This is a genomic window from Buchnera aphidicola (Cavariella theobaldi), assembly GCF_964059165.1.
Lineage (GTDB): Bacteria > Pseudomonadota > Gammaproteobacteria > Enterobacterales > Enterobacteriaceae > Buchnera > Buchnera aphidicola_BO.
In genome coordinates, this window is sequence record NZ_OZ060413.1 from 88,106 (window position 1) to 104,218 (window position 16,113).

Below are 16,113 nucleotides of genomic sequence, written 5' to 3' on the forward strand. Positions count from 1 at the left end.
CATATTAAGAAAATTATAGAGTTCTTTATACTCTATAATTTTTTAATATATTAAAGAATTAATCACTTTCTAGGAAAAAAAATGATTTGTCCTATTGTTAAATTAACACAAGATCTCATACGAATTCCATCTATCAGCCCTCAAGATTTAGGTTGTCAAGATATTTTAATACAACGATTACTTGCAATTGGTTTTATAGTTAAAACCATTAATATTGCTGATACAAAAAATTTTTGGGCATATCGCGGTGAAGGTACAACATTAACATTTGCAGGACATACTGATGTTGTACCTCCTGGTGATAATACAAAATGGCATACTGATCCTTTCAATCCCATAATCGATAATGGAATATTATTTGGTAGAGGAGCATCAGATATGAAAGGTGCTTTGTCTGCTATGATAGTTGCGGCTGAACGTTTTGTAATAAAGTGTCCCAATTATTCAGGACGGTTGTCTTTTTTAATTACTTCTGATGAAGAGTCTAGTGCTGTGCATGGTACAAAAAAAGTAGTTGATTATTTAATATCAAAAAGTGAAAAAATTGATTATTGTATTGTAGGAGAACCATCAAGCACTTCTATTATAGGGGATGTTATAAAAAATGGACGTAGAGGATCAATAACAGCAGATTTAACTATTCATGGAATACAAGGTCATATTGCTTATCCTGAACTTGCAGATAATCCTATACATAAAGGATTACCTATTATTTTAGAAATTTTATCTATAAAATTAGATAATGGCAATGATTATTTTCCTCCTACATCAATTAATATCCCTACGATTCATGCTGGTGAAGATTCTAGTAATGTTATTCCTGAGTCTTTATGTGTTAAATTTAATCTGCGTTTTAGCACAGAATTATCAGTTAGAGAAATTAAATTAGCATTTCATAGTATATTAGATAAAAAAAATATAAAATATTCTATTAAATGGTCTTTATCTGGCTATCCTTTTATTACTAAAAAAGGAATTTTAATTAATAAGGTAACTAAATGTATTTTAAAATTTAATCAAAATAAACCTATGTTATCTACCTCTGGTGGTACATCAGATGGTCGTTTTATATCAATCATGGGCTCTGAAATCATAGAATTAGGTCTTACAAATAGTACTATTCATAAGATTAACGAATGCGTTAAAATATCTGATTTAAAGATATTGTCTTTGATGTATCAAAATATTATGCAAAGATTACTAGTATAATTGTATTTAATATTATTTATAAATCTATAATTTTTATAAAAATATACAAAGTGCAGAATATCGCAATGATACTCTACACTTGAGATATAGAATTAATTGATATATATATTTATAATATAATAATTTTTTTATTTTTTATGGATTGCCTCTTCTTTCTATTTTAATATGATATTGGAGGAAATATACTATATTTTTTTTGATTTAGTTCTTTTTTTGTATAAGGTATATTATATTCTTTATCAGGTTCTGGAAAATTTAAATTTTTTGGTATAATTAATTTTTTTAATTTGCACTTTTTCTCTTGATACAAAAAAATATTTTTTTTTTGAAAATTATCTATATAAGAGCAAGAAGTAATAAAAAAAAATATAATGGGTAGAATTATGATTTCTTTAAAAAATACAATATTATATTTTCGATAATGAGAGATTTGCATATGTAAGAGCTTTTTCGAGTTTTAAACAGGTTGAATTAATAATTGGCGTCATAGGTAATCGCAGTGTATCATGTTTTATTAGTCCAATTTTTTTAGATACCCATTTTACTGGCATTGGATTGGGCTCTATAAATAATGCTTCATGTAATAGCATTAGTTTTTGATTAATTTTTCTAGCTTGAACAAAATCTTTTTTTAGTGCGAAAGAACACATCTGTGTCATTTCGTGAGCTGCTATATTTGCCGTAACCGATATGACACCATGACCACCTAATTGCATAAAATCTAAAGCTGTTATGTCATCTCCGCTAATTAACAAAAAATCATTTTTGACTAATATTTTAATCTTATTAATTCTGGATAAATCACCAGTAGCTTCTTTAATACCTATAATGTTTTTAAGATGAGATAAACGAGCAATTGTTTGGGGTAGTAAATCACAACCTGTACGACTTGGTACGTTATATAAAATTTGTGGTAATTCAGTGTTTTCTGAAATTGCTTTAAAATGCTGATATAATCCTTCTTGAGTAGGTCTATTATAGTAGGGTGTTACAGTTAAACAGCCTGCAATACCAGATTTTTCAAATTTTTTAGTTAGTGATATGGCTTCTGTTGTTGCGTTAGCGCCTGTGCCTGCAATAATAGGAATACGTTTATCTGCTATTTCCAATGTCATCATAACAATATTAACATGTTCTTTTTGGTTTAATGTAGCAGATTCTCCAGTCGTTCCAACAGAAACAATAGCTTTTGTTTTATTATGAACATGATAATCTATTATTTTTTTTAAACTAGATCTACAGAGTTCACCTTTTAGATCCATGGGTGTGATGAGTGCTACAATACTTCCTGTGAACATAAGTTGTCCTCCTCCATAAAAACTTTATGGTGTGTTTGACATATATTTTAAATGAAGATAAATAATTTTCTATTAATAAATAATATTTCATAACTAATTATGATTTTTTAGCATTATTAACTTTTTATTAGCAATAAAGAACGTTCAGTATGTCTTGATTTTATAAAATAATAATTAATTTCTATAAAATAATGTTTTTATTTATTTTTTTAATATTTATGATCATGAATGCGTAAAATTTATGGATGATATCATGATTACATACAATAAAAATATAATTTTATAAAATAAGACACTTATGAATATATTTATCTTATCTAAAGATAATGAGAATATAAAATTTTGTATATAATATAATTTTTTATATTTATATATTGGATAGTAATTTATTTTTTTGTATTAAAAAGATCATGGTCATTGCACTGCGCCCTAAATCTTAATAAATGATCCATTAATACAATTGCTACCATGGCTTCTGTAATCGGTACAGCTCGAATACCAACACATGGATCATGACGACCTTTTGTAATTATATCAACTGGTTCATGATTTTTATTAATTGTTTTTCCTTTTTTGCTAATACTAGATGTTGGCTTAAAAGCCACTCTTAAAATAATATTGTCACCGTTACTAATACCACCTAAAACCCCTCCTGCATTATTGGTATTAAATCCATTCGGAGTTATTTCGTCACGATATTCACTTCCTTTTTTATGAACAGATGAAAATCCATCACCAATTTCTATACCTTTTGCTGCATTAATACTCATTAATGCATGTGCTAAATCAGCATTAAGGCGATCAAATACCGGTTCTCCGAGTCCAACAGGAACGCCTTGTGCAATAATTGTGATTTCTGCTCCGGTAGAATCACCCATTTTTTTTAGATCTTTAATCATATTCTGTAAAGCAAAGATTTTTTTTGAATTAGGACAAAAAAATGGATTTTTTTCTACTTCTTCCCATGAGTGAAATTCACAATTAATGTTACCCATAGCTGACAAATATGCTTGTATAGAAATTCCATATTGTGTTTTGAGATATTTTTTTGCAATGGCACCGGCTGCAACTCGCATGGCAGTTTCTCTAGCTGAAGAGCGTCCGCCACCACGATAATCTCTTATTCCGTATTTTTTTTCATAAGTATAATCAGCATGTCCCGGTCTAAATATATCTTTGATATTCTGATAGTCTTGAGAGCGTTGATCAGTATTATGAATAATTAATCCAATACTGGTACCAGTGGTGATTCCGTTAAATATTCCAGATAATATATGTACTTTATCTGCTTCATTACGCGGTGTTGTATAACGAGATTGTCCAGGTTTTCTTCGATTTAAATCATGTTGTAAATCTTCAGGGGAAAGGTTTAATCCTGGCGGCATTCCATCTACTATACAGCCCAATGCAGAACCATGAGATTCTCCAAAAGTAGTTACACGAAAGATTTTTCCAATTGTATTTCCAGGCATTTTTATATAGCTCACATTTTTTTTTAAAAGATATTATTATTCAAAAAAAATAAAAATATTTTTTCATATATTACTATTTTATATTAAAATTTTTATTTTTTTTAAATGTCTTTTAATACATTATTTTATATGCAATGTTGAGAAACTTTTTTATTTGTTGTTTTTGTAAAAACTAAAATATATAATTAATAAAAATATTATAAGTCATAATAGAAAATATTGTACAAAAAATGTTACTGTAATTATATATATTTATCAAGAGTTTGGTAATTAATAATCATGAATAAAAAGAGGCAATGTGCCACCGAGGATAATATTTTATTTCGTCAATATTTAACTAATACACGTGAGATAGTACAGGATACCATATTTCATTCCCGCATTCATAAAGTAAAAAATACTAATTTACTAAAACGTCTGTATATTGAAGAAGATGGGCATATTCATTATTTTTCTTATACAAACAAAAAAAAATATTTATTTCAAGATAATCCAGTATCTTATGTACGCAGTAGACATTCACATAAAATTTTAAAAAATTTAAAAAAAGAAAAATATAATCCAGATATTTTTATTGATTTACATGGATTAACGCAATATCAGGCGCAAAAAGAATTAGGTCGATTAATTACCATTTGCCGTAAAGAAAAAATTTTTTGTGCTCATATTATGCATGGATATGGTAAATGTATTTTAAAGCAACAAATACCTTTTTGGTTATCTCAACATCCTGATATTATAGCTTTTCATCAAGCTCCAAAAATGTTTGGTAGTGATGCCGCTATTATAGTGATTATTGAAATTTGATCTTTTTATAACTGTATAAATTCACATTATTAAATATTTTATAAATGGTTTTAAAAAGAAACAATTGGTTTTAGAGATATATTATATATTTTTAAAATCATATTATTTTTGATAAAAAATAAAATTTATATATTACATATATAAAATATTTTTTAAGGAATTATAAAAGCAATGAATAACAATCGTGTACGTATAGCTATGCAAAAAACTGGTCGTTTGAGTAATGATTCAATCAAATTGCTAACTAAATGTGGAATAAAAATCAACTTAAAACAGCAAAAATTGATAGTATTTGCTGAAAATATGCCATTGGACGTTATGTTAGTCCGTGACGATGATATTCCTGGATTAGTTATGGATGGAGTAGTGGATTTAGGTATTGTAGGTGCTAATGTTTTAGAAGAAGTATTATTATGTCGAGAAGCTCAGAGATTAGAAAGCTCTTATATTGTATTAAAACGTTTAGATTTTGGAATTTGTCGATTATCGATTGCAGTTCCTATAAACTCTCAATATTTAGATATAAATTGTTTAAAAAATAATAGAATTGCCACTTCTTATCCTCATTTATTAAAAAAATATCTTGATAAAAAAAATATTATTTTTAAAACCTGTTTGTTAAATGGATCAGTTGAAGTCGCTCCGCGAGCAGGTTTATCCGATGTTATTTGTGATTTAGTTTCTACTGGCGCGACATTAGAATCTAATAGCTTACGTGAAGTACAAGTAATTTTTCATTCTAATGCATGTTTAATTTCTAAAAGCGGATATATTAATTCTTCAAAAAAAGAAGTGATTAGCAAATTAATGACAAGAATACAAGGAGTTATAAAAGCTCGAGAATCCAAATATATTATGTTACATGCTCCAGTAAAAAAATTAGAAGAGGTTATTTCTTTATTGCATGGAGCTGAACGACCAACCATTTTGAAGTTAGCAGGTGATGATACTAGAGTGGCTATGCATATGGTAAGCAGTGAAACATTATTTTGGGAGACAATGGAAGAACTAAAAAATCTAGGGGCTAGTTCGATTTTAGTTTTGCCAATTGAAAAAATGATGGAGTAGAGATGTGATGCAAGATATAAAAAAAATCTTTTACTGGAATACACTCAGTGCACATGAAAGAAAAAAAATTTTATTAAGGCCAATAGTAACACGTAAAAATATAATCACAAAAGAAGTAAAAAAAATTATTGAAAATATATGCAAGTATGGTGATAAAGCAATTCATGAATACACGATTTTATTTGATAATTATACACTAGATGAATTTCAGATTTCTGACAAAAAAATTGACTTATCTTTAGGAAACATCAATAGAGATTTAAAGAAATCTATTTTAATTGCAAAAAAAAATATTGAATGTTTTCATCAAGCTCAAATTATGCCTACAATAGATATTGAAACTCAATCTGGAGTGCGTTGTCAGCAAATTAGTATACCATTAAATTCTGTTGGTATTTACATACCCAGTGGTACTGCACCTTTATTTTCTACTGTATTAATGTTGGCAATACCTGCTAATATCGCAAAATGTAAAGAAGTTATTCTTTGCTCTCCACCTCCAATAAGCGATGAAATATTATATGTTGCATCTTTATGTGGAATTAATAAAATTTTTCAAATTGGCGGCGCCCAAGCGATTGCTGCTCTTGCTTTTGGTACTGAAACAATTCCTAAAGTTGATAAGATTTTTGGTCCTGGTAACGTATATGTGACAGAAGCAAAATTTCAAGTAAGTACTACTTTAAATGGACCTGCAATAGATATGTTAGCAGGGCCTTCAGAACTTTTGATTATTGCCGATACAAAATCTAATCCTGATTTTATTGCTGCTGATTTATTATCACAAGCTGAACATGATATTTCTTCTCAGGTTATTTTAATTACTCCCGATGTAGAAATAGCGAAAAAAGTTATTTTTTCTCTTAACAAACAATCAAAAAAATTATCTAGATTAAATATCATTAATCATTCTTTAAAAAATAGTAAAATTATTATTGCTAGGGATATATTACAATGTATTGAAATATCTAATTTGTACGCGCCTGAACATTTGATTATTCAAATTGAAAATCCTAGAAGTATATTAGATAAAATCTCTAATGCTAGTTCTGTTTTTCTTGGTCCCTGGTCTCCTGAATCAGCCGGTGATTATGCATCAGGCACTAATCATGTTTTACCAACATATGGTAAATCTATTACTAATTCTGCATTAGGATTATCTGATTTTCAAAAGCGTATATTAGTTCAAGAATTAACATATTCTGGTTTTATGACATTAGCTTCTTCTCTTGTTATTTTATCTGAAGCAGAAAAATTAGAAGCACACAAGAATGCAGTAACAATTCGCATGAATATGTTAAAGGAATCAATATGACAAAAGATAATGTTATAAATTTAGTAAGAGAAAATATTAAAAATCTCATACCTTATCAATCTGCAAGGCGAATTGGTGGTCATGGTACTGTGTGTCTAAATGCTAATGAATCACCTATTCCAGTATTTTTTACGTTGAAAAAAAAAGAGTGGAATCGATATCCAGAATGTCAACCTACAGAACTCATTTCTGCTTATGCTAATTATGTGAATATAGAATATAATAATGTTTTAGTGACAAGAGGTGCTGATGAAGGTATTGAGCTTTTAATTAAAGCTTTTTGTGAACCGAGAAAGGATGTCATCGTTTATTGCCCTCCAACATATGATATGTATCAAATTACTGCAAATATATTTGATGTTTTAGCTCGAAAAATTCCTACTAAAAAAAATATTTGGCAACTAGATTTAATAAATATTCAATTAAATTTACACTCAGTAAAAATTATATATATATGTAATCCTAACAATCCAACAGGCACTATAATATTACAAAATGATATCATAAAATTGTTAAATATAACTGCAGGAAAAGCTTTAATTGTAGTAGATGAAGCTTATATTGAATTTTCTTTGAAAGATAGTATGATTACTTATTTAAAAAAATATTCTCACTTAGTTATTTTGCGAACTCTCTCTAAAGCATTTTCTTTAGCTGCTATTAGATGTGGTTTTATTTTAGCTAATAAAGAAGTTATTAATATTTTGAATAAAGTGATTAGTCCATATCCTATCTCAATACCAGTTACTGATATTGCATGTCAATCACTGGAGAGTAAATCGATTGAATTAATGAAGAAGAGAGTATTATCAAATGATCTTAATCGTATATGGTTTATGGAAGAGTTAAAGACGTTACCTTGTACAGAGAAAATTTTTGATAGCAGTGCTAATTATGTATTAGTACAGTTTAAAATGTGTGAAAAAATTTTTAAAGAATTATGGAGTAAAGGGATTATCTTAAGAAATCAAAATAAAAAAATGTATTTAAAAAATTGTATACGAATTTCTATTGGCACGCGCACTGAATGTATTTATGTAATAGATGAACTTAAACGTTTTTGTTTAAAAAACAATATTATGAGGAATAAGTGAAAGATAAAATTTTATTTATTGATCGCGATGGGACATTGATTGATGAACCTGTAAGTAATTTTCAGGTAGATAATATAAAAAAATTAATATTTAAAAAACATGTTATCTCCTCATTATCTAAATTAATTCAATTCGAATACAAGTTAGTCATGGTGACAAACCAAGATGGTTTGGGTACTTCCACTTTTCCTATAGAAAAATTTAATACGCCCCATTTTTTTATGCTGGATATATTTTATTCGGAAGGTATTACATTTGATGATATTCTTATTTGTCCTCATTTTTTACGTGATCAATGTGAGTGTAGAAAACCTAAAATTAAATTATTACAACCATGGTTAATCGATAATTTAATTGACCGAAATCGTAGTTATGTTATTGGTGATAGAGATACAGATATGGAGTTAGCTAAAAATATAAATGTGATGGGGATTCAATATCAAGAAGATAAGTGTACTTGGACTGATATTTTGAAAATTATTTTAACCAGAAATAGATATAGCGAAATAGTTAGAAAAACACAAGAAACAAAAATATATGTACAAGTCAGTTTAGATTTACCAGAAAAAAGCTCTATTAGCACTGGTATCAAATTTTTTGATCATATGTTAGAACAATTATCATTACACAGCGGGATTTATATAAAAATTTTAGCCAAAGGTGATCTTAATGTGGATGATCATCATACAGTAGAAGATACAGGTATAGTTTTAGGTCAAGCATTGTTAAAAGCGTTGGGACAAAAAAGAGGTTTAAGTCGTTTTGGTTTTTGTTTACCTATGGATGAAGCTCAAGCTAGTTGTATTTTAGATATATCTGGTCGTCCATATTTTAAATTTAAATCTAATTTTCTTTATCAAATGATTGGTGATTTAAATACCAATATGATTGAACATTTTTTTTATTCTCTTTCTTATTCCATGAATATTACATTACACCTATCGAGTTTGGGTCGGAATGATCATCACTCCGCCGAAAGTTTATTTAAGGTATTTGGAAGAGCTTTGCGTCAAGCAATTAAAATAGATGGGGATGTTTTACCAACCTCAAAGGGAATTTTATGATGCCTATAGTGATATTAAATACCGGATGTGCTAATTTAGCGTCAATCACTATTGCAATAAAAAAGTTAGGATATACGACTATAGTGACATGTGATCCTGCAGTAGTACATAATGCCAAAAAAATAGTTATTCCTGGAGTTGGTAGCGCAGTAACTGCAATGAGAGAATTATCTAGAAATATGATAGTAAATGTAATTTGTAATGTTAAAACACCTGTTTTAGGCATTTGTCTTGGCATGCAATTGTTATGCAATTTTAGTGAAGAGGGTGGTGGTATTAAAACATTAGGAATATTAAAGACTCCAGTCTATCGATTAAGAAATAAAAATATTACATTGCCGCATATTGGATGGAATAAAATTATTTTTAATCGCGGTAGTATATTATTTAATAATATAAAAACGGGATCTAGATTTTATTTTGTACATAGTTATTTTGTACCTATTAATAAGTATACATTAGCCTGTTCCGATTATGGAATATCTTTTAGTTCTGTTATACAAAAAAACAATTTTTTTGGTGTTCAATTTCATCCTGAAAAGTCTGGAGATATTGGAGCTCAATTATTAAAAAATTTCTTAGAGATATAATAATATGATTATTCCAGCATTTGATATTATTAATCATCAAGTAGTTCGTTTATATCAAGGTAATTATTGTAAAAAAACGTGTTATGATATTGATTTGTACAATTATTTAAACGAGTACCATAAAAAAGGTGTTAAAATAATTCATTTAGTTGATTTAGATGGTGCTCAAAATAGCTCTAAAAGACAATTGCAATTTTTTAAAGATATTATATCTTATAAAATTATTTCTTTACAAATCGGCGGTGGTATAAGAACAGAAGAAGATATTAATACACTTCTTATGTTGGGAGCGAAAAGAGTTGTTATTGGTTCGGTTGCAATTGAAAAAAAAAATATAGTAAAAAAATGGTTAAATACTTACGGTGCAGATTCTATTGTTTTAGCATTAGATGTACACGTCAACAAGGATAATCATAAAAAAATTGCAATAAATGGATGGCAGAAAACAACGGATATTAGTTTAGAAGAAATATTAAATTTTTTTTCTGATACAGGACTCAAACATGTTTTATGTACAGATATTTCTAGAGATGGTACATTATCAGGTCCTAACATAAAATTATACCAAGAAATTTGTCAAAATTTTAATAATATACATTTTCAAGCTTCTGGTGGCATTAGTACATACCATGATATTAGTTTACTGAAAAATATTGGAGTAAAAAGTATTATTATCGGACGTAGTTTATTAGAGGGGCAGATTACTATACAAGAGGCGTTAAAATGCTGGCAAAACGGATAATAGCGTGTCTTGATGTTAAAGATGGATCAGTAGTAAAAGGTGTACAATTTCAAGATCATACAGTAGTGGGTGATATTCTGGCTTTATCTCAAAAATATACAGAAGAAGGTATAGACGAATTAGTTTTTTATGATATCACAGCTTCTACAGAAAATAAGTTAGTAGATAGAAAGTGGATTGAAAAAGTTGCAGAAATTATCAATGTTCCTTTTTGTGTTGCAGGGGGTATTAAAAGTGTACAAGATGCACAAATTATTTTATCTTCTGGCGCAGATAAAATATCTATCAATTCTTCAGCTTTAATAAATCCTTATTTAATAACAGAAATGGCTAATCGTTTTGGAGTCCAATGTATAGTAGTAGGCATTGATTCATGGTGGGATCATAAAAAAAACTGTTATATGGTGCATCAATACACAGGTGATATTGATCGGAGATATCAAACAAATTGGAAAACATGTGATTGGATACAAAGAGTACAAAAATATGGAGCGGGAGAAATAGTATTAAATATGATGAATCAAGATGGTTTACAGAATGGATATGATTTAATACAATTAAAAAAAATGAGAAAAATATGTCAAGTGCCTTTGATTGCATCAGGAGGTGCTGGAAAAATAGAGCATTTTTATGATGTGTTCTATCATACTAATATAGATGGTGTATTAGCAGCATCTGTATTTCATAAAAATATTGTGCATATTCAAAATTTAAAAAGTTTTTTAATTAAAAAAGGAATAGAAGTGAGAGAATGTTAACACAACAAGATTTATCTAGACTCAATTGGTCAAAAACTCATAATATGATACCGGTTGTAATTCAAAATTATGCCTCTCATACAGTATTAATGCATGGTTATATGAATTATGATGCATTATTAAAAACACAAAGAGAGGGTTTAGTTACTTTTTATTCACGTACTAAAAAACGTTTGTGGACAAAAGGAGAAGTTTCCGGTAACTTTTTAAGAGTTATCGAAATTAGTCCAGATTGTGATTATGATACATTATTAATATTGGTTTCCGCTATTGGAGATACATGTCATTTAAGTAAAAAAAGTTGTTTTTTTTCAAAAAAATATCCTTTACATTTTTTATTTGAATTAGAAGAAATTATTAATACTCGAAAAAAAACATTTAAAAAAAATTCTTATACAAAAGATTTATATCACTCTGGAACGAAACGGATTGCACAAAAAGTGGGAGAAGAGGCTATCGAAACGATATTAGCAGCTATGAAAAAAGATAAAAATGAATTAATAAATGAAACTGCAGATTTAATTTATCACTTAATAGTCTTATTACAAGATCAAGATTTAAATCTGATAACAGTTATTGATACCTTAAAAAAGAGGCATTTATTGTCTTGTAAATAACTAAAATAGTATTTTTAACTATTTATAAATAGATATATTGATTTATACCATAAAATTATCTTATTCTCTTTATTTTACAATATATTTATAAATATAATATATAGTATATTATATATCATATATATTATTTAGCATATTAAATAAGGGAAAGAAATGGCTAAACAGAATATTGGCGTTATAGGCATGGCAGTAATGGGAAAAAATTTAGCTTTGAATATAGAAAGTCATAATTATACTGTTTCTATTTTTAATAGAACTAGAAAAATAACTGAAGAGGTTATTCAAAGTAACATAGGTAAAAAGATTTTTCCTTATTTTTCCATTGAAGATTTTGTTAATTCATTAATAAAACCTCGATGTATTCTCCTAATGGTTAAATCTGGTCAAGCCACGGATGCAACAATTACATCGCTTTTATCTTATTTAGATAAAGGTGACGTCATAATCGATGGTGGTAATACTTTTTATAAAGACACTATACGTAGACACGATATTTTATCTAAAAAAGGAATTGATTTTATTGGTATGGGAGTTTCTGGTGGCGAATCTGGAGCTTTAAAGGGTCCATCCATTATGCCTAGTGGAACAAAAGAAGCATATGCTCGAATTGCTCCCATGCTTAAAAAAATTTCGGCAAAATTTAATGGTGAACCATGTGTGAGTTATATTGGATCTGATGGCGCTGGTCATTATGTAAAAATGGTTCATAATGGTATAGAATATGGCGATATGCAGCTTATTGCAGAATCTTATCAAATATTAAAAACAGTTCTAAATAGTACTAATCAAGAATTAGCAAGTATTTTTCATGATTGGAATCAAGGTGAATTGAATAGTTATTTAATAGATATTACAAAAAATATATTTTTGGAAAAAGATAATGATGGAAATGATCTTCTTAATATGATTTTAGATCAAGCAGAAGATAAAAACACTGGAAAATGGATTAGTGCTAGTGCTTTAGAATTGCGTGAGCCTTTATCATTGATTACAGAATCTGTTTTTGCACGATATTTATCTTCTTTAAAAGTCCAACGATCTATTGCATCTAATATATTAAAAGGACCTAATTTAGATATTATTGCTAAAGATCAAAAAAAATATATTGAAGAAGTACGAAAAGCTTTATATTTAGGTAAAATTATCTCTTATGCACAAGGATTTTCATTATTAAAGAAAGCATCAAAAAAATATTCATGGAATTTAAATTTTGGAGAGATTGCAAAAATATTTAGATCAGGGTGTATTATTCGAGCAAGTTTTTTACAAAAAATAACAGATGCGTATTCTAAGGATAAAGATATTGTTAATTTACTATTAACTCCTTATTTTTTAAAAATTGCTAATTTATATGAGAGTTCTTTGCGTAAAATAGTAATTTCCTCTGTAGAATACGGTATTCCAGTTCCCGCTTTTTCTTCCGCTATTGCATATTATGACAGTTATCGATCAGAGTTATTACCTGCCAATTTAATTCAAGCGCAACGAGATTTTTTTGGTGCACATACTTATAAACGTATTGATAAAGATGGTATTTTTCATACAAAATGGAAAATAGTCTCATAATTTGAATGCATATATAAATGTATATTAATATCATCGTATAAGTATTTTATAGTATGATTGATTTCAATAGCAGTAGATATCTCATTATGTCTCTGCTATTACATATTTTTTAATAGTTATAATAAATTATCTGTATGTATTTTGTATTATAGAAAATATTTAAATAAATTATATGTGATATAATAGGACAATGAATGCGATTATGTGATGAAGATATTGAGATTTTATTAAATAAAAAAGAATTGATTATTATACCATATCCTAAAAAACAATTAATTAATGGTATTACAGTTGATATACACCTTGGTGACAAGTTTCGTATTTTTCATGATCATAAAAGAGCATGTATTGATTTAAGTGGTTCTAAAGAAAATATAGCATTATCTTTATCAGAAATTATGAGCGATGAAATATCTTTTTCTTCAGAAAAACCATTTTTTTTACAACCAGGTACTTTAGCTCTATCTTCTACTTTTGAAAATATAATCATGCCAAATAATTTAGTAGGTTGGTTAGATGGTCGGTCTTCTTTAGCTCGTTTAGGTTTAATGGTTCATGCTACCTCACATCGTATTGATCCGGGATGGGAAGGTAATATTGTATTAGAAATTTTTAATTCCGGAAAATTAACATTGGTATTACGACCTCAAATGAAAATTGCAGCATTGAGTTTTGAAATGCTTTCCAAATCTGTTTTGCGTCCTTATTCTTCTAGGCGCGAAGCTAAATATAAACAGCAAAATGGAGTAGTTTGTAGTCGTATTGACCAAGAATAATTTTTTATAGATATAATGAAAAATCTTTTAGAATTAATTGAATTTTATACATTTTTTACTTATTCAAAGAAACACAATATATATGGCTAATAGAAAAATTTTAATTACTTGTGCGTTTCCTTATGCTAATGGACCAATACATATTGGTCATATGTTAGAACATATTCAAGCTGATATTTGGGCTCGTTATCATAGAATGCGTGGTCGTGAAGTTTGGTTTATTTCTGCAGATGATGCGCATGGTACTGCCATTATGTTGCAGTCTGAAAAATTAGAAATTTCTCCAGAACAATTAATAGGTGATGTGATAAAAGAGCATAAATTAGATTTTTTGAATTTTAATATTTCTCATGATAATTATTATTCTACTCATAGCACGGAAAATTTTTATTTTTTAAAAAAAATTTTTCTCAAATTACAAAAAAAAGGATTAATTCAAGAAAAAATAATTTCACAGTTTTATGATAATATAAAAAATATTTTTCTTCCTGATAGATTTATTAAGGGGACTTGCCCTAATTGCAAATCAAAAAATCAATATGGAGATAATTGTGAGGTATGTAGCGCTACTTATGAACCTGTAGATCTCATAGATCCAATTTCTGTTATTTCAGGTCAACATCCTATCTTAAAAAAAACAAAACACTTGTATTTTGATTTACCATTTTTTAGTTCTATTTTGAAAAATTGGATACATTCTGGTGTTTTACATAATACCGTGATTAATAAAACGGAAGAATGGTTTAAAATAGGATTAAAACAATGGGGTATTTCTAGAGATGCACCATATTTTGGATTTAAAATTCCTAATTATTTAAATAAATATTTTTATGTTTGGCTTGACGCTCCTATTGGTTATATTAGTGCCTTTAAAAACTTGTGTAGTTTTAATAAAAAATTACATTTCAAAGATCTTTGGTGTACAGACTCTGAATACGAATTATATCATTTTATCGGTAAGGATATTATTTATTTTCATACTTTATTTTGGCCTGCAATATTAGAAGCTGCCAATCTGAGAAAACCAAATAGTATTTTTGTACATGGTTATCTTACTATGAACGGATTAAAGTTATCTAAATCGCGTGGTGTTTTATTAACAGCAAAAGACTGGATAAAATATTTTGATTCTGATAGTTTACGTTATTATTTTGCGAGTAAACTGTCAAATAATATTAATGATATTGAAATTAATTTAAAAGATTTTGTTCATAAAATCAATAGCGATATTGTCAATAAACTCGTAAATTTAGCAGCAAGAAATGCCAGCTTTATTAATATATATTTTGATAATTTTTTATCTCGTACTTTAAATGATATAAAATTGTATCAGTATTTTATTGATTCTTCGAAAGATATTGAAATTTTTTTAGAAAATCGTGATTTTAGTTCTGTTATTCGTAAATCTATGATGTTATTAGATATGGCTAATCATTATATTAATGAAAAAAAGCCATGGTTAATTGCTAAACAAGATCCGAAAAATTCTGAATTACAAATTATATCTACTTTAGGTATTAATTTATTTAGAATTATTATGATTTTTTTAAAACCAATATTGCCTGATCTTGCAAAAAAAACAGAACTGTTTTTAATAGATGAGTTACGATGGAATAATATTAATAAACCACTATTATCACATAAAATTAAAAAATTTATACCATTATATAAAAGAATTAACATAAATATAGTTGATCACTTAACGGCTAATTTTAAAGAATAATTTTTTATTCTATT

General features: G+C 27.6%; 16 protein-coding genes. 13 read left to right on the forward strand and 3 right to left on the reverse strand.

The window, feature by feature from the left end:
• The first annotated feature begins 81 nt into the window (after window positions 1–81).
• The gene (dapE, locus tag AB4W59_RS00425) at window positions 82–1,209 is read left to right on the forward strand and encodes a succinyl-diaminopimelate desuccinylase (protein ID WP_367673174.1); all 1,128 of its coding nucleotides are present in this window, start codon (window positions 82–84) and stop codon (window positions 1,207–1,209) included.
• Between the two features lie 160 nt (window positions 1,210–1,369).
• On the opposite strand, the gene AB4W59_RS00430 is transcribed toward dapE, so the two are convergent.
• From AB4W59_RS00430 to aroC, 3 genes are all read right to left on the reverse strand, one after another.
• Window positions 1,370–1,645 (reverse strand): hypothetical protein, encoded by a 276-nt coding sequence (locus tag AB4W59_RS00430; protein ID WP_367673175.1) that lies wholly within the window; start codon window positions 1,643–1,645, stop codon window positions 1,370–1,372.
• A complete protein-coding gene (gene dapA, locus AB4W59_RS00435) occupies window positions 1,617–2,507 on the reverse strand; it encodes a 4-hydroxy-tetrahydrodipicolinate synthase (protein WP_367673176.1) in 891 nt (296 codons plus the stop codon). The genes AB4W59_RS00430 and dapA overlap by 29 nt, the downstream gene beginning before the upstream one ends.
• A 386-nt stretch (window positions 2,508–2,893) precedes the next feature.
• Complete coding sequence (gene aroC, locus AB4W59_RS00440) at window positions 2,894–3,979, reverse strand: chorismate synthase (protein WP_367673177.1); 1,086 nt, start codon at window positions 3,977–3,979, stop codon at window positions 2,894–2,896.
• A gap of 279 nt (window positions 3,980–4,258) precedes the next feature.
• Between aroC and smrB the strand changes: the two genes are divergently transcribed.
• The 12 genes from smrB (at window position 4,259) to metG (ending at window position 16,099) form a co-directional block, all read left to right on the forward strand.
• On the forward strand, window positions 4,259–4,786 hold the full coding sequence (gene smrB / locus AB4W59_RS00445; RefSeq protein ID WP_367673178.1) for an endonuclease SmrB: 528 nt from the start codon (window positions 4,259–4,261) through the stop codon (window positions 4,784–4,786).
• A gap of 171 nt (window positions 4,787–4,957) precedes the next feature.
• On the forward strand, window positions 4,958–5,854 hold the full coding sequence (gene hisG / locus AB4W59_RS00450; protein ID WP_367673179.1) for an ATP phosphoribosyltransferase: 897 nt from the start codon (window positions 4,958–4,960) through the stop codon (window positions 5,852–5,854).
• A gap of 7 nt (window positions 5,855–5,861) precedes the next feature.
• Window positions 5,862–7,169: a histidinol dehydrogenase gene (hisD, locus tag AB4W59_RS00455; RefSeq protein WP_367673180.1), complete on the forward strand. Its 1,308-nt coding sequence runs from the start codon at window positions 5,862–5,864 to the stop codon at window positions 7,167–7,169.
• Window positions 7,166–8,263: a histidinol-phosphate transaminase gene (hisC, locus tag AB4W59_RS00460; protein WP_367673181.1), complete on the forward strand. Its 1,098-nt coding sequence runs from the start codon at window positions 7,166–7,168 to the stop codon at window positions 8,261–8,263. Before hisD ends, hisC begins: the two co-directional genes overlap by 4 nt.
• On the forward strand, window positions 8,260–9,327 hold the full coding sequence (gene hisB / locus AB4W59_RS00465) for a bifunctional histidinol-phosphatase/imidazoleglycerol-phosphate dehydratase HisB (protein ID WP_367673182.1): 1,068 nt from the start codon (window positions 8,260–8,262) through the stop codon (window positions 9,325–9,327). The genes hisC and hisB overlap by 4 nt, the downstream gene beginning before the upstream one ends.
• Entirely contained in the window at window positions 9,327–9,917 is a 591-nt protein-coding gene (hisH, locus tag AB4W59_RS00470) for an imidazole glycerol phosphate synthase subunit HisH (protein ID WP_367673328.1), read from the forward strand. The genes hisB and hisH overlap by 1 nt, the downstream gene beginning before the upstream one ends.
• Before the next feature lie 4 nt (window positions 9,918–9,921).
• Window positions 9,922–10,659: a 1-(5-phosphoribosyl)-5-[(5-phosphoribosylamino)methylideneamino]imidazole-4-carboxamide isomerase gene (gene hisA, locus AB4W59_RS00475; protein ID WP_367673183.1), complete on the forward strand. Its 738-nt coding sequence runs from the start codon at window positions 9,922–9,924 to the stop codon at window positions 10,657–10,659.
• Window positions 10,641–11,417 (forward strand): imidazole glycerol phosphate synthase subunit HisF, encoded by a 777-nt coding sequence (hisF, locus tag AB4W59_RS00480; RefSeq protein ID WP_367673184.1) that lies wholly within the window; start codon window positions 10,641–10,643, stop codon window positions 11,415–11,417. The genes hisA and hisF overlap by 19 nt, the downstream gene beginning before the upstream one ends.
• On the forward strand, window positions 11,411–12,034 hold the full coding sequence (hisIE, locus tag AB4W59_RS00485; protein ID WP_367673185.1) for a bifunctional phosphoribosyl-AMP cyclohydrolase/phosphoribosyl-ATP diphosphatase HisIE: 624 nt from the start codon (window positions 11,411–11,413) through the stop codon (window positions 12,032–12,034). Before hisF ends, hisIE begins: the two co-directional genes overlap by 7 nt.
• 153 nt (window positions 12,035–12,187) lie before the next feature.
• The gene (gene gndA, locus AB4W59_RS00490) at window positions 12,188–13,600 is read left to right on the forward strand and encodes an NADP-dependent phosphogluconate dehydrogenase (protein WP_367673186.1); all 1,413 of its coding nucleotides are present in this window, start codon (window positions 12,188–12,190) and stop codon (window positions 13,598–13,600) included.
• 194 nt (window positions 13,601–13,794) lie between these two features.
• Window positions 13,795–14,376 carry a dCTP deaminase gene (dcd, locus tag AB4W59_RS00495; protein ID WP_367673187.1) on the forward strand — a complete coding sequence of 194 codons (582 nt, stop codon included), beginning with the start codon at window positions 13,795–13,797 and terminating at the stop codon, window positions 14,374–14,376.
• An 82-nt stretch (window positions 14,377–14,458) separates the two neighbouring features.
• Window positions 14,459–16,099 carry a methionine--tRNA ligase gene (metG, locus tag AB4W59_RS00500; protein ID WP_367673188.1) on the forward strand — a complete coding sequence of 547 codons (1,641 nt, stop codon included), beginning with the start codon at window positions 14,459–14,461 and terminating at the stop codon, window positions 16,097–16,099.
• Window positions 16,100–16,113 lie beyond the last annotated feature (14 nt).